Genomic DNA, 15,322 nt, shown 5'->3' on the forward strand with positions numbered 1-15,322 from the left:
TTCTGACTCATATTTTCAGGACGCAACCCGTATGGTTTCTGCTGTCGGTTGACCAAACGCTCTTCACCATGAGGGAGACAATATGTTTGGACTTGAAACGCTTGATATATTAATTGGGATGATGACTGTGTATTTCATATTTGGGATAGCATGTACCGCGATTGTTGAAGCTATTTCTGCGTGGACCCGTATTCGTAGTCAAAATCTTGATGTGGCGCTGAACGAGTTCCTTTCAGGCGATCTGTCGCAAAATCAGCAATTTATTACTCAGTTTTTTGAACATCCGTTAATTCAGTCCCTAAGTAAAGGAAACCAGGGGCGTCCTTCCTATATTCCCCCAGACATTTTCGCGCAAGTCGTGGAGGCGTTAGTTGTCAGCAAAAGTGCGATGGCAACGCTCTCCGCTGGAGTGAACGCCATGCCGGGAAATGCCAAAAATAATCGGATCAAAGGCATCCTCGAAACAGTGGTGGCGCAGACGGGCAATAACGCGGCCACGTTTCGCAACGCGGTTGCAAAACAGTTTGATGCGGTAATGGATCGCGCCTCGGGTTGGTACAAACGCAAAATGCAGACCATCACGTTGATTGTCGCCACCGTTCTGGTTCTTGGAGGGAATATTGACAGCCTCAATCTTGCGACTGTGCTGGCCTCCAATCCTGATGTTCGAGAAAAAATGGTGGCGATCGCGCAGCAGGAAGTCAATGAGGCGAAAAATCAGGCTCAGGACAAGGAGCGCATCGCGATAGCTAAAGGCAAATATAACCACGCGATTGACGTTATGCAGTCTGCAGGCTTCGAACTGGGCTGGAAAGGATGGCCGCAAGGGGTTGCTGAATGGCTGGCAAAAGTGGTGGGTCTGCTGGTGACTATTTTCGCCGTCTCACTCGGCGGACCTTTCTGGTTCGATATTCTTCAACGGGTTATGCAGGTCCGTTCAACTGGCCCAAAACCAGCAGCACCGGGTAAATCCGACAGTCCGAAAAGTAAGTGAAGTGTAGCGGTTAACTATCGACAGAGAGGGCATCATGATACTTACATCCGCACAGAAAAGTCTCTGTGAACGAGTTTTGAATGCGTTTGAAACCGGCTCGGCCGAAGGCGATTACTCGGCTATCGCGATATTCCATGATGGTCCTCACGGGATCAGGCAGATCACTTACGGACGTTCACAAACTACGGAATACAGCAAATTGCAGGATCTGGTGACCCGCTACGTTAATGCAAATGGGCGATTCAGTGCCGATCTTGCTCCGTTTGTTGCAAAGATAGGTAATATCGCACTGGTTGACAATGAGCCGTTTAAGGACTTATTACGCCGAGCAGGGCGCGATGATCCGATAATGAAATCGGTACAGGATCGGTTCTTTGATGAGCGCTACTATCTGCCTGCGCTGAAATGGGCACAGGACTTTGGTTTTAAAGATGCGCTCTCACTTCTGGTCATCTATGACTCATTTGTTCATAGCGGCACTATTTTGACGTTCTTGCGCGCCCAGTTTCGTGAGGTGCCTCCAGCCAGTGGCGGTGATGAGCACACCTGGATTTCCCAGTATGTTGAAGTGAGAAATTCATGGTTAGCCAACCATAGCAACCCCGAACTTCATCCTACCGTTTATCGTACAAAATGTTTGCGATTTGAAATAGATCGCGGCAACTGGGATCTTTCGCAGCTCCCCATTAACGCCAACGGTATACCCGTCGGGCCCTTACCTGATATATCAATCGCTCAGCCGTCGATACCTCCGGTGGAACAACCCAGCGTTCCGTATTTTGGCGAGGAAGCCCCCGTCTCTGGTTTTGCGGATAACGCCGCGTCGATCGCAACTGACGAGTGGCATTTTTTTGGCGAACAGCGCTACAACCGCAATGGTGGCCTTCTTCATTCCGGACACAAAGAGGGTGAGGATGGCTGGTGGCAACGTGTTGGCCTGTATTGGGCAAAAATCGGGCGGGACGATCTGGACGGGAGAGATCATGACTGGCCGTGGTCAGCGGCATTTATTTCATGGGCCATGCGTCAGGCTGGCGCGGGGGAGCGTTTTTCCTACTCTGCTTCGCATGCGACGTACATCAGCAAATCGATCCGCGACAGAAATCAGGGTAATGCCAAAGCGTTGTACTGGGGATACAGGCTGAATGAGCGTAAACCGCAGGTGGGGGATTTAGTCTGTTGGGACAGAGACCCCGACAAAGTCGTCGATTACGATCATCAGCATCTGGGCAACTATAGCAGTCACACCGACTTAGTTGTTTCCGTAGGCACTAATGAGATTGAAATTATTGGCGGTAATGTTGGTAATTCGGTGACACGACGCCCGTTGGCGCTCACCGCCGACGGGTTCCTTGCCAGCGATGAACAAGGAGGGGAAACGCTGTTTGCCATCATGGGATATCGCGGAGAGTGAAAAATGAAACGATCTAATATAGTGCTTAAACACACTGCCCCGCTGATGTTTTGCACTTTCCTTTTACTGAGTGGGTGTGCCTTATTCGTTTCACACTACGATGCAGGAGCGTACCAGAACTTCACAAATTTGAAGGCGTTCCACCTTAAATTTCTCGAAGATAATACAGCTAAACCCGGGAATACCTTTGATGAAACTAAGGTAAAGGCTACCTGCGATACCGGGGACCTCAAGTTCCGTGAGGCGACGGAATATGCTGCAGGCAAACATGATGACTCACGTGTACGGGCTATTCATTACCTCGATAATGTCTTTGAGAGTGATTGCCAAATGGCGATGAAGGATAAAAAGTTATTTAGCGTCGTCTATGTGAATGAAAAAACCGATGTAGTTAAGTTGAACTACGATCTGGCCATTCGGGGAGAAAGTTCCCGCGTGGGGTCTGTTGTAAAATAGGGGATGAAAAATGTCAGATATTGATGATGCCATGAATGCGATTAAAAATGAGGTTGCTGAGTCCATTAAAGAACAACTGAAAGCGCTCTTGCTCTCGGCAGCAAAAGATACGAATGAGGTAATAAACGATACCGGTAAGAAAATTGCGTACTGGCTGCGTCTTCGTGGGCAGGGAAAACTGAGTGACAGTGAACTGGAGGCGTTGCTCTACGCCAGAGATCAACTGCTGCGACAATATAAAAACACGGCGGAAATTGCAGCAAGAGCTCAGGTTGAGAAGATTGCTATTTCGCTGGTTAATATTGTGCTCGACAAATTATTGGGCATTGCCTTTCACCAGAAATGAGGCACGGCATAGGGCTAATAGGGCGAAAAAATGGTCGGTTTTCTGCGCTACTGACGGATGTGGTACAGGGGTATCTCACTGAGAGACCACTATTTTTTATTACTCACAACCTATAAATATTACATATATTTCAATGGGATCTATTCTTAAGGTGGGCATGTTTAGCTAAACATGCCACAATACTGGCCTAAACCGGCTTAAATTTTCGCTAAATCAGGATATTAACTACCCATGAAGGGTAAATATAAAGCCGTTCTGGCACTTCTCTTATTATTGATTCTCGTGCCGCTGACGTTGGTCATGACGCTTGGCCTGTGGGTACCCACGCTGGTGGGCGTCTGGTTGCCTGTCGGCACGCGCATCGCGCTGGATGAGAGCCCACGGCTGACACGGCATGGGCTGCATATCCCGGAACTTCGCTATCTGGTCGATGATTGCCCGCTAGCGCGCATTACTCAGGCAGACCTCTCTCACCCCAGCCGCTGGTTGCTTAATGTTGGGACAATTGAGCTCGACTCGGCTTGCCTGGCCAAATTGCCGCAGGCAGAACCCTCGCCGGTAGCGCCAAAAACGCTGGCTGAATGGCAATCGATGCTACCCAATACCTGGATTAACATCGACAACGTTATTCTCTCTCCATGGCAGGAGTGGCAGGGGAAACTATCGCTCTCGCTAACGCCCTCTACCCAGCAGCTGCGCTACCAGGGTGAAAAAGTTAAATTTCAGGGGCGTCTGCACGGGCAAAATCTGACGGTAAATGAGCTGGATGTTGCAGCATTTGAAGGGCAGCCGCCGGTAAAACTGGTTGGTGAATTTACTATGCCGCTGGTTCCTGATGGACTACCGGTGAGCGGGCATGCGGTTGCTACTCTGAGCTTGCCGCAGGAGCCAACGCTGGTTGACGCCGAACTTGAGTGGCAAGAAAACAGCGGACAACTGATCGTCATGGCGCGGGATAATGTCGATCCGCTACTCGATCTCCCGTGGGAAATAACCCGTCAGCAACTCACCATTAGCGACGGTCGCTGGAACTGGCCTTATCAAGGATTCCCGCTCAGCGGGCGGTTGGGTGTGAAAGTTGAGAACTGGCAGGCCGGGCTGGAAAATGCGGTGGTGAGCGGGCGTCTGAACATTCTGACGCAAGGCGATGCCGGTAAAGGAAACGCCGTATTAACGTTAGGGCCAGGTAGGCTCGGTGTGGATAGTAGCGATATGCCGTTACAGTTGATCGGCGAGGCGAAACAGGATGACCTGATCTTCTACGCGAAGTTACCCGCCAGACTTACCGGAAGCCTGACCGATCCGCAACTCGCTTTCGAGCCAGGGGCGCTGCTGCGCTCGCGTGGACGGGTGATTGACTCACTGGATATAGACGAAATTCGCTGGCCATTGGCTGGCGTTAAAGTGACACAGCGCGGTGTGGATGGGCGTCTACAGGCCATTTTACGGGCGCATGAGAATCAGATGGGTGGCTTTGAGTTGCACCTTGATGGTCTGGCAAATGATTTTCTTCCTGATGCCGGTCGTTGGCAGTGGCGGTATTGGGGCAAAGGCAGTTTTACACCGATGCATGCGCTTTGGGATGTCGCGGGCAAAGGGGAGTGGCACGACAACACCCTGAGACTTTTCGACCTCTCGACCGGATTTGACCAACTGCAATACGGCACCATGAAGGTGGAAAATCCGCGTCTGATGATGGATGAGCCGATCGTGTGGGTACGGGATGCCAGCAAACCGACATTCAGTGGTGCGCTGTCGCTGGACGCCGGGAACACCATCTTCACTGGGGGAAGCGTGTTACCGCCATCAACCCTGAAATTTAGCGTGGAAGGTACCGACCCGACGGTTTTCCAGTTCAAAGGCCAGCTTCACGCGGGGGCGATTGGGCCCGTACAGCTTAATGGCCGGTGGGACGGGATCCGTCTGCGCGGTCAGGCCTGGTGGCCAAAACAATCGCTCACCGTTTTCCAACCGCTCATCCCACCTGACTGGAAAATGAAGCTACGCGAAGGTGAACTGTATGCGCAGGTTGCGTTCTCGGCCGCCTCGGATCAGGGGTTTGAAGCGGGCGGTCATGGGGTATTAAAAGGCGGTAGCGCCTGGATGCCTGATAACCAAATCAATGGCGTCGATTTTGTGTTGCCGTTTCGATTTAGTGAAGGTGCGTGGCAACTGGGTACGCGTGAGCCTATTTCGCTGCGTATCGCGGAAGTAGTGAATCAGGTGACGGTGAAAAATATCGCCGCCGATCTGCAGGGGGCGTATCCCTGGAGTGAAGACAATCCGTTACTGTTAAGCGATGTCAGCGCCGAACTGCTGGGGGGCAAAGTCATCATGCAGCAACTGCGGATGCCGCAGCACGATCCAGCATTATTGCGGGTGCAGAATATTTCTTCCAGCGAGCTTATCAGCGCGGTTAATCCCAAACAATTCGCCATGTCTGGCCCGGTTAGCGGTGCGTTGCCGTTATGGCTGGATAACGAAAAGTGGATCATTAAAGACGGCTGGCTGACCAACCCCGGCCCCATGACGCTGCGTATTGATAAGGACACGGCGGATGCCGTCGTCAAAGATAATATGGCGGCGGGTGCGGCCATTAACTGGCTGCGTTATATGGAAATAAGTCATTCCTGGACGAAAATAAATCTGGATAACCTCGGTGTTTTAACCATGCAGGCAACGGTGACTGGCAACAGTCGGGTGGATGGTAAAGTGGGAACGGTTAATTTGAATTACACCCACGAGGAAAACGTCTTTACGCTATGGCGCAGTTTGCGTTTTGGCGACAATTTACAGGCATGGCTTGAACAAAATGCAGCGTTGCCGGAAAACCATTGCCCGGAAGGCAAGGAATGTGAGGAACAACAATGAAAACGATAGCTGCGATGCTGGGTCTATTGGCGTCATCTCTGCTGGTCGGGTGCACACCCAGAATCGAAGTGGCTGCGCCAAAAGAACCGATCACGATTAATATGAACGTCAAAATCGAACACGAGATCCATATCAAAGTCGATAAAGACGTTGAGAGCTTGTTGAAATCGCGCAGCGATCTGTTCTGAGGTTACGATGAAAAAACAGCTTGCAGTGATTCTGGTCGCTCTGAGTCTACTCAGCGGCAATGTGTGGGCGTTAACCCTGGGTGAAGCCAGAACTCAGGGGCGGGTGGGCGAAACGCTTAATGGTTATCTGGTGGCATTGAAAACCGATGCCGAAACGCAGACACTGGTGAGTGAAATTAATAAAGCGCGCAGCGCCAGCTATCAGCAACTGGCTGAGAGCAATAATATTCCGGCTGATGAAGTGGCGAAAATGGCCGGACAAAAGCTGGTTGCCCGCGCCAAACCCGGCGAGTATGTACAGGGCATAAATGGGAAATGGTTAAGGAAAGAATAATTCATTTCTGAGCAGGCGCTGACAAGTAGTGCATCACATGAATTATTCATCGACATCGCAATAGTTGCCACACTGCATGATATCGATGTTGATATAGTTCCCCTCCGGTAGCGTCCTGGGGTGAAATCATGTGGCTTCTCAAGTGGTATGTCTGGAATCGTTGGGTATTCAAGCTATTAAGTCGGGATGTCGCCGAGCGGGAACAATTTTTACAGCATTGCTGGGAAGAAAATCTGGCGAAGTGCAGGGATTACGCAACCATCTGGCGTGATATTAACCGCATTCACGGCAAACAGGTTCGAGTGCAGGCAAAGAAGTAAGTACCCTCCCACCGGATAGTGAGAGGGTCTATCATCAGGCAGCGACGACGCTGTCGATAGCGGCTTTCGCATCGGACTGTGCTTTGGATGCCACTTCCGGGCCGTACGCAATGCCTTCAGCAAAGACGACGTTCACGTCGGTAATGCCGATAAAGCCCAGGAATACGTTCAGATACGGAGTGATCAGATCGGTCGGCGTATCTTTATGGATACCACCACGGCTGGTCAGCACGATAGCACGTTTTCCGGTTACCAGACCTTCCGGACCTTTCTCCGTATAACGGAAGGTGACGCCTGCACGGGCAATCAGGTCGAAGTAGTTTTTCAGTTGCGTTGGGATGTTGAAGTTATACATCGGCGCGGCGATAACAATCACATCATGCGCTTTCAACTCAGCGATCAGTTCATCGGACAGCGCGAGCGCTTCTTGCTGGCGTGGCGTCAGCGGCGTATCGCTCGGGCGCATTGCACCCACCAGCTCGCCATCCAGCACCGGAACAGGATTTGCAGCCAGGTCACGGACGGTGATTTCATCAGCGGAGTGCTTTTCACGCCACTGTTCAACAAAATAATCAGACAACTGACCAGACTGAGAGTACCCTGCCAGAATACTGGATTTAAGAACTAATACCTTGCTCATGGGTGTTTCCTTTTATGTGTTTGAAGGGGATGTGCCCCGTTGCTTGTTGACACTTTATTCACAATCCTGCCGCAGTGATAGCGCAATATATCGAATCCTATGTTCGAAATTATTGAACAACACATGAAAAGCGCCGATGTGGTACTCTATACCTATCATCTACAAGAGATTTAACCCGGCAGAGCACTGCCCTCTAATGCTATGACAGAACAACAAAAATTAACCTTCAACATGCTGCAGCAACAGCTGGACTCACTGATGCTGCGCGACAGACAGCGCTTTGCCCGCCGTCTGCACGGCGTGAAGAAGGTTAAAAATCCTGATGCACAACAGGCCATTTACCAGGAGATGGCAAAAGAGATTGAGCAGGCAGCCGGTAAGGTTGTGCTGCGTGAAGCCGCTCGACCGACAATTACCTATCCGGAAAACCTGCCTGTTAGTCAGAAAAAGCAGGATATTCTGGACGCCATTCGCGACCATCAGGTGGTGATTGTTGCCGGGGAAACCGGTTCAGGTAAAACCACCCAGTTACCGAAGATCTGTATGGAGCTGGGGCGCGGGTTGAAAGGGCTGATCGGTCATACCCAGCCGCGTCGTCTGGCTGCGCGCACCGTGGCGAACCGTATTGCGGAAGAGTTGCAAACCGAGCCGGGCGGCTGTATCGGTTATAAAGTGCGTTTCAGCGATCATGTCAGCGATAACACCATGGTTAAGCTGATGACGGACGGTATTTTGCTGGCGGAAATCCAGCAGGATCGACTGCTGATGCAGTACGACACTATCATCATCGATGAAGCGCATGAACGCAGTCTGAATATCGATTTTCTGCTCGGCTATTTGAAAGAACTCCTGCCGCGCCGTCCGGATCTAAAAATTATTATCACTTCGGCGACCATCGACCCGGAGCGTTTTTCAAAGCATTTCAATAATGCGCCGATTATCGAAGTCTCCGGCCGAACGTACCCGGTAGAAGTACGCTATCGCCCGATTGTTGAAGATGCAGATGACACGGAACGTGACCAACTGCAGGCAATTTTTGATGCCGTAGATGAACTGGGACGTGAAAGCCAGGGTGATATTCTGATCTTTATGAGTGGTGAACGTGAAATTCGCGATACCGCTGATGCACTGAACAAACTGGATTTACGTCATACCGAAGTGTTGCCGCTGTACGCCCGCCTCTCTAACAGCGAGCAGAACCGCGTATTCCAGTCGCACAGCGGCCGCCGTATCGTGCTGGCTACCAACGTGGCGGAAACCTCGCTGACCGTGCCGGGGATCAAATATGTAATTGACCCGGGTACTGCGCGTATCAGCCGTTACAGCTACCGTACTAAAGTCCAGCGTTTGCCGATTGAACCGGTGTCGCAGGCTTCTGCCAACCAGCGTAAAGGCCGCTGCGGTCGTGTTTCAGAAGGGATCTGTATTCGTCTCTATTCCGAAGACGATTTCCTGTCGCGCCCGGAGTTTACCGACCCGGAGATCCTGCGTACCAACCTGGCATCCGTTATTTTGCAGATGACGGCGCTGGGACTGGGTGATATCGCGGCATTCCCGTTCGTTGAAGCACCGGATAAACGCAATATTCAGGACGGGGTACGCCTGCTCGAAGAGCTGGGGGCGATAACCACCGATGAACAGGCAACCGCGTATAAGTTAACGCCGTTGGGTCGTCAGCTGTCGCAACTGCCAGTGGACCCGCGTCTGGCGCGCATGGTGCTGGAAGCGCAAAAACATGGCTGCGTACGTGAGGCGATGATCATTACCTCGGCGCTGTCCATTCAGGATCCGCGCGAGCGTCCAATGGACAAGCAGCAGGCTTCCGACGAGAAGCACCGCCGTTTCCACGACAAAGAGTCTGATTTCCTCGCGTTTGTGAACCTGTGGAACTATCTCGGCGAGCAGCAAAAAGCGCTGTCGTCGAACCAGTTCCGTCGCCAGTGTAAGGTTGATTTCCTTAACTATCTGCGCGTGCGCGAATGGCAGGATATCTACACGCAACTGCGTCAGGTGGTGAAAGAGTTAGGTATTCCGGTCAACAGTGAACCTGCTGAGTATCGGGAAATCCACGTTGCGCTGCTGACCGGATTACTGTCGCATATCGGGATGAAAGATGCCGATAAACAGGAATTTACCGGCGCGCGTAACGCCCGTTTCTCGATCTTCCCCGGTTCTGGTCTGTTTAAAAAACCGCCGAAATGGACAATGGTGGCGGAGCTGGTGGAAACCAGCCGCCTGTGGGGACGTATTGCCGCGCACATCGATCCCGAGTGGGTGGAGCCGGTTGCCCAGCATCTGATCAAACGTTCATACAGTGAACCGCACTGGGAGCGTGCCCAGGGGGCAGTGATGGCGACAGAAAAAGTCACTGTTTACGGCTTACCGATTGTAGCCGCCCGTAAGGTGAACTACAGCCAGATCGATCCTGCACTATCGCGTGAACTGTTTATTCGCCATGCGCTGGTGGAAGGTGACTGGCAGACGCGACATGCGTTTTTCCGTGACAACCTCAAGCTGCGCGCGGAAGTGGAAGAGTTAGAGCACAAATCACGTCGTCGCGACATTCTGGTCGATGATGAGACGCTGTTTGAATTTTACGACCAGCGCATCAGCCATGATGTGGTTTCCGCCCGCCACTTTGATAGCTGGTGGAAGAGAGTCAGCCGCGAGACACCGGATCTGCTCAACTTTGAAAAAAGTATGCTTATCAAAGAGGGCGCGGAGAAAATCAGCAAGCTGGATTACCCAAACTTCTGGCATCAGGGCAATCTCAAACTGCGGTTAAGCTACCAGTTTGAACCCGGCGCTGATGCGGATGGCGTGACCGTGCATATTCCGCTGCCGTTACTAAACCAGGTTGAAGAGAGCGGTTTTGAATGGCAAATCCCGGGGCTGCGTCGTGAACTGGTGATCGCGCTGATTAAGTCGCTACCGAAACCGGTCCGACGCAACTTTGTGCCGGCACCGAACTATGCGGAAGCGTTTTTAGGCCGGGTGACGCCGCTGGAACTGCCGCTGCTGGATTCGCTGGAGCGTGAACTGCGCCGGATGACCGGCGTCACCGTTGACCGTGAAGACTGGCATTGGGATCAGGTGCCCGATCATCTGAAGATAACGTTCCGGGTGGTCGACGATAAGAACAAAAAGCTGCAGGAAGGACGCTCACTGCAGGATCTGAAAGATGCGCTGAAGGGCAAAGTTCAGGAAACATTGTCTGCAGTGGCGGATGACGGTATTGAACAGAGCGGTCTGCACATCTGGAGCTTTGGTCAACTGCCGGAAAGTTACGAGCAAAAACGCGGTAACTATAAAGTGAAAGCGTGGCCAGCGCTGGTGGATGAGCGTGACAGCGTTGCCATCAAACTGTTTGATAATCCGCTGGAGCAACAGCAGGCGATGTGGTGCGGTTTACGCCGTCTGTTGCTGCTGAATATTCCATCACCTATCAAATACTTACACGAGAAACTGCCCAACAAAGCCAAGCTGGGGCTGTATTTTAATCCGTATGGCAAAGTGCTGGATTTGATTGACGACTGTATTTCCTGCGGTGTGGATAGGCTTATCGACGCTAACGGCGGCCCGGTGTGGACGGAAGAGGGCTTTGCGGCGTTGCACGAAAAAGTGCGGGCTGAGCTGAATGACACGGTGGTCGATATTGCGAAGCAGGTCGAACAGATCCTGACGGCGGTATTTAACATCAACAAACGTCTGAAAGGGCGTGTGGATATGACCATGGCGCTGGGGCTTTCGGATATCAAAGCGCAAATGGGTGGGCTGGTGTACCGTGGTTTTGTCACCGGCAACGGTTTCAAACGTCTGGGCGATACGTTGCGTTATTTGCAGGCCATTGAAAAACGGCTGGAGAAACTGGCGATTGATCCGCACCGCGATCGGGCGCAGATGCTGAAAGTAGATAGCGTGCAGCAGGCCTGGCAGCAGTGGTTCAATAAACTGCCGCCCGCGCGGCGTGAAGATGATGATGTCAAAGAGATCCGCTGGATGATAGAAGAGCTGCGAGTCAGCTACTTTGCCCAGCAGCTCGGCACGCCATATCCGATCTCCGATAAACGTATTCTGCAGGCGATGGAGCAGATTTCAGGCTAATGCGTGGTGGTGCCGTAGACCGGATAAGGCATAGCCGTCATCCGGCATCTGTACCCGGTAAAGAATAAACACCAGGAGTTATGAGTATGAGTCAGTTCCCGATACTTTCCGCAGCCACCCTTGCAGCGATAAATACCGTAGGGCGATGGTTGGCGCAGAATGATTTTATGGAGAACATCACCGTTCAGTCAGACTGCGTGATTCTGGCGGGCAACGCGGTTATTCCGACCATCGACGCCGCTTGTCGGATCGCGAAAGAACAACAGGTTCCCTTATTGATTAGCGGTGGCATCGGTCATTCTACGCGCTTTCTGTATGACGCGATTGCAGAGCATCCTCGCTATAACATCATCCGCACCAGCGGACGAGCAGAAGCTGCGATCCTGGCTGATATTGCGCACCAGTTCTGGCAAATTCCGGGTGAGACGATTTGGGTGGAAGACCAGTCAACAAACTGTGGTGAGAATGCACGCTTTAGCTGTGCCTTACTGAACCAGGCGATAGAAAATATTCACACGGTCATTGTGGTGCAGGACCCTACAATGCAACGCCGCACGATGGCGACATTCCAGCGTGTAACCCGTGATGATCTGCAGGCACCGCGCTGGTTGAGTTTTCCCGGTTTTATCCCTGAGTTGACTCTACAGAACGGTGGTGTGGATTTCGCGCCGGCTGCGGAGGGGCTGTGGTCTGTGGATCGCTATCTTTCATTGATTACCGGCGAATTGCCGAGGCTGCGCGATGATGCAACCGGCTATGGCCCTCGTGGTCGTGGTTTTATCGCCCATGTTGATATTCCGCAGAATGTTGAGGATGCATGGCTGCATCTGCAAAACGATACGGCGCTGACTGACTTGCTGGCGAGCCGATCGCTGTAATCTCTGCCGCCCGTTTGTGAATGTTTTGTCGCAAACGGGCATAAATCCTGCCTGTTTTTTCTCTTCGCCATGATGTTGCCAGATGCTTTTATGAAGTGGCTCACAGAACGACTATTCCAGCAGTAATGCGTCATGCATGATTGGTATTAATTAACAATAGTTTTACTTGTTAAAAACAAATCAATCACAGGAGAGCCGCATGTCAGTACCCGTACAACATCCTATGTATATCGATGGGCAGTTTGTGACCAGGCACGATGACGCCTGGATTGATGTCGTCAATCCGGCCACGGAAGAGCTGATCTCACGTATTCCCGATGGCCGTGCCGAAGATGCGCGTAAAGCGATCGATGCCGCACAGCGAGCTCAGCCGCAATGGGAAGCCCTGCCTGCTATTGAACGCGCAAACTGGCTACGCAAAATTTCTGCGGGCATCCGTCAACGCGCCAGCGAAATTAGTGCGCTGATTGTGGCGGAAGGTGGAAAAATACAGCAGCTGGCTGAGGTTGAAGTCTCATTTACCGCCGACTACATCGATTATATGGCGGAATGGGCGCGTCGCTATGAAGGCGAGATCCTGCAAAGCGATCGTCCGGGTGAGAATATCCTGCTGTTTAAGCGTGCGTTAGGTGTAACAACCGGCATTCTGCCGTGGAACTTTCCGTTTTTCCTGATTGCCCGCAAGCTGGCTCCCGCATTGCTGACGGGTAATACCATTGTCATTAAACCCAGCGAATTCACGCCGAATAATGCCATCGCTTTTGCCAAAATTGTTGATGATATCGGTTTGCCGCGCGGCGTATTTAATCTGGTGCTCGGACGCGGTGAAACCGTCGGTCAGGAGCTGGCTGGAAACCCGAAAGTGGCGATGGTGAGTATGACCGGCAGCGTCGGCGCGGGCGAGAAAATTATGGCCGCAGCGGCTAAAAATATCACTAAAGTTTGTCTGGAGCTGGGCGGAAAAGCGCCGGCAATCGTCATGGATGATGCCGATCTTGAGCTGGCCGTGAAGGCAATTGTTGACTCGCGGGTGATTAACACCGGTCAGGTGTGCAACTGTGCCGAACGCGTGTATGTCCAGAAAGGCATCTATGACCAGTTTGTGAATCGTCTGGGAGAGGCAATGAAAGCCGTCCAGTTTGGCAACCCGGCCGAGCGTAATGACATCGCGATGGGGCCGCTCATTAATGCGGCTGCGCTGGCACGTGTGGAACAGAAAGTGGCGCGCGCAGTGCAGGAGGGCGCCAGGGTGGTACTAGGCGGTAAAGCCATAGAGGGGAAAGGCTATTATTACCCACCGACGTTACTGTTAGACGTGCGCCAGGAGATGGCAATAATGCACGAAGAGACATTTGGCCCGGTGCTACCGGTAGTGTCATTTGACTCGCTGGAAGAGGCGCTGACGATGGCCAATGACAGCGACTACGGTCTGACCTCATCAATTTACACGCAGAATCTGAATACGGCGATGAAGGCGATTAAAGGGCTGAAGTTTGGCGAAACCTACATTAATCGTGAAAACTTCGAGGCGATGCAGGGCTTCCATGCGGGCTGGCGTAAGTCCGGGATTGGCGGGGCGGACGGTAAGCACGGTCTGAATGAATATCTGCAAACGCAAGTGGTTTATCTGCAGTCCTGAGTTTTTACTCTACACCTGGCGGAGGTTTCCCTCCGCCAGTACTGCGTCAGAGTTTGATAAATTTATCCAGCGTACGAATAAGCTGGGTGACAAAACCGTATTCGTTATCGTACCAGGCAACGGTTTTTACCAGTTGCAGATCGCCCACTTCGGTAATTTCGGTTTGTGTTGCATCAAATACGGAACCAAAATGCGAGCCAATGACATCTGACGAGACAATCTCCTCGTCGGTATAACCAAAGGATTCATTATCCTGTGTGGCTTTTTTCAGCGCATTGTTGACCTCTTCAGCGGTGACTTTTTTCCCCAATATCGAAACCAGTTCCGTAACGGAGCCGGTTTTCACCGGTACTCGCTGAGCGTGGCCTTTTAATTTTCCGCTCAATGCCGGAATGACCAGACCAATGGCTTTGGCGGCCCCGGTGGTATGGGGAATGATATTCTCCGCCGCCGCCCGTGAGGCGCGCAGATCTTTCCCGCGAGGGCCATCAACCAGTGACTGCGTTCCGGTATAGGCATGGATGGTGGTCATGGTGCCAAGCTGAATACCAAAGCTGTCGTGCAGCGCTTTTGCCATCGGCGCCAGGCAGTTGGTGGTGCACGATGCGACAGAGATAATCCGATCGCTGGCATCCATCGTGTCGTCGTTGACGTTAAAGACAATGGTTTTCATATCGCCAGCCGGGGCGGATATCAGGACTTTTTGGGCGCCGGCATCCAGGTGGGCCTGCGATTTTTCTGTTGAGGTATAAAAACCGGTGCATTCGATGATAATTTCCGCACCTGTAGTTTTCCACGGAATATTTTTGGCCTCTTTTTCGGCGTAAACGGCAATTTTTTTACCATCGACAATCAGTGCGTCCTCGGTAAAGTCGACGCTCCAGGGAAACGGGCCGTAGTTTGAATCGTGTTTTAACAGATAGGCGAGGATTTTCGGTGAGGTAAGGTCATTGATAGCGACGACCTCCGCGCTGCTTTTGACTTCCAGTAGCCGACGCAATACCAGACGACCGATACGACCAAAACCGTTAATGCCAATTTTACTCATGGTTTTCTCCTGTCAGGATGAGGCGGTACGACATATTTTCCCTACCAGGCTTAGTCCAGACAGGCATCCTCGGCAATAGCGGTTCTTGCG

13 protein-coding genes are annotated in these 15,322 nt (G+C 52.0%); 11 read left to right on the forward strand and 2 right to left on the reverse strand.

Features of this window, described 5'->3' with window-relative positions; all coding sequences use genetic code 11:
- The first annotated feature begins 82 nt into the window (after window positions 1-82).
- From IB196_RS10670 to IB196_RS10705, 8 genes are all read left to right on the forward strand, one after another.
- Window positions 83-994, forward strand: coding sequence for a hypothetical protein (locus IB196_RS10670; protein ID WP_188231646.1), 912 nt, complete (start codon window positions 83-85; stop codon window positions 992-994).
- Between the two features lie 34 nt (window positions 995-1,028).
- The gene (locus IB196_RS10675; protein WP_188231645.1) at window positions 1,029-2,408 is read left to right on the forward strand and encodes a DUF2272 domain-containing protein; all 1,380 of its coding nucleotides are present in this window, start codon (window positions 1,029-1,031) and stop codon (window positions 2,406-2,408) included.
- 3 nt (window positions 2,409-2,411) lie between these two features.
- Complete coding sequence (locus IB196_RS10680) at window positions 2,412-2,864, forward strand: hypothetical protein (protein ID WP_155021088.1); 453 nt, start codon at window positions 2,412-2,414, stop codon at window positions 2,862-2,864.
- A 10-nt stretch (window positions 2,865-2,874) separates the two neighbouring features.
- Window positions 2,875-3,210, forward strand: coding sequence for a hypothetical protein (locus tag IB196_RS10685; RefSeq protein ID WP_005120922.1), 336 nt, complete (start codon window positions 2,875-2,877; stop codon window positions 3,208-3,210).
- A 231-nt stretch (window positions 3,211-3,441) separates the two neighbouring features.
- The gene (locus IB196_RS10690; RefSeq protein ID WP_188231644.1) at window positions 3,442-6,081 is read left to right on the forward strand and encodes a YdbH family protein; all 2,640 of its coding nucleotides are present in this window, start codon (window positions 3,442-3,444) and stop codon (window positions 6,079-6,081) included.
- Window positions 6,078-6,269, forward strand: a complete 192-nt coding sequence (locus IB196_RS10695) for a YnbE family lipoprotein (protein ID WP_003020350.1) — start codon at window positions 6,078-6,080, stop codon at window positions 6,267-6,269. Before IB196_RS10690 ends, IB196_RS10695 begins: the two co-directional genes overlap by 4 nt.
- A 7-nt stretch (window positions 6,270-6,276) precedes the next feature.
- Complete coding sequence (locus IB196_RS10700; RefSeq protein ID WP_188231643.1) at window positions 6,277-6,603, forward strand: YdbL family protein; 327 nt, start codon at window positions 6,277-6,279, stop codon at window positions 6,601-6,603.
- A gap of 128 nt (window positions 6,604-6,731) precedes the next feature.
- Complete coding sequence (locus IB196_RS10705; protein WP_005126701.1) at window positions 6,732-6,923, forward strand: hypothetical protein; 192 nt, start codon at window positions 6,732-6,734, stop codon at window positions 6,921-6,923.
- 34 nt (window positions 6,924-6,957) lie between these two features.
- On the opposite strand, the gene azoR is transcribed toward IB196_RS10705, so the two are convergent.
- Window positions 6,958-7,563, reverse strand: coding sequence for an FMN-dependent NADH-azoreductase (azoR, locus tag IB196_RS10710; protein WP_005126702.1), 606 nt, complete (start codon window positions 7,561-7,563; stop codon window positions 6,958-6,960).
- A 201-nt stretch (window positions 7,564-7,764) separates the two neighbouring features.
- Here azoR and hrpA point away from each other — a divergent pair, with 201 nt between their 5' ends.
- From hrpA to aldA, 3 genes are all read left to right on the forward strand, one after another.
- On the forward strand, window positions 7,765-11,667 hold the full coding sequence (gene hrpA, locus IB196_RS10715) for an ATP-dependent RNA helicase HrpA (protein ID WP_188231642.1): 3,903 nt from the start codon (window positions 7,765-7,767) through the stop codon (window positions 11,665-11,667).
- A gap of 80 nt (window positions 11,668-11,747) precedes the next feature.
- Window positions 11,748-12,545: a YdcF family protein gene (locus IB196_RS10720; protein ID WP_040230948.1), complete on the forward strand. Its 798-nt coding sequence runs from the start codon at window positions 11,748-11,750 to the stop codon at window positions 12,543-12,545.
- 199 nt (window positions 12,546-12,744) lie between these two features.
- Window positions 12,745-14,184 carry an aldehyde dehydrogenase gene (gene aldA, locus IB196_RS10725; RefSeq protein ID WP_188231641.1) on the forward strand — a complete coding sequence of 480 codons (1,440 nt, stop codon included), beginning with the start codon at window positions 12,745-12,747 and terminating at the stop codon, window positions 14,182-14,184.
- A 46-nt stretch (window positions 14,185-14,230) separates the two neighbouring features.
- Here the strand turns inward: aldA and gap are convergent, their stop codons facing one another.
- Entirely contained in the window at window positions 14,231-15,232 is a 1,002-nt protein-coding gene (gene gap / locus IB196_RS10730) for a type I glyceraldehyde-3-phosphate dehydrogenase (RefSeq protein ID WP_005126706.1), read from the reverse strand.
- Window positions 15,233-15,322: the final 90 nt, after the last annotated feature.

The sequence above is a fragment of the Citrobacter sp. C6_1 genome, assembly GCF_014596835.2.
GTDB lineage: Bacteria > Pseudomonadota > Gammaproteobacteria > Enterobacterales > Enterobacteriaceae > Citrobacter > Citrobacter pasteurii.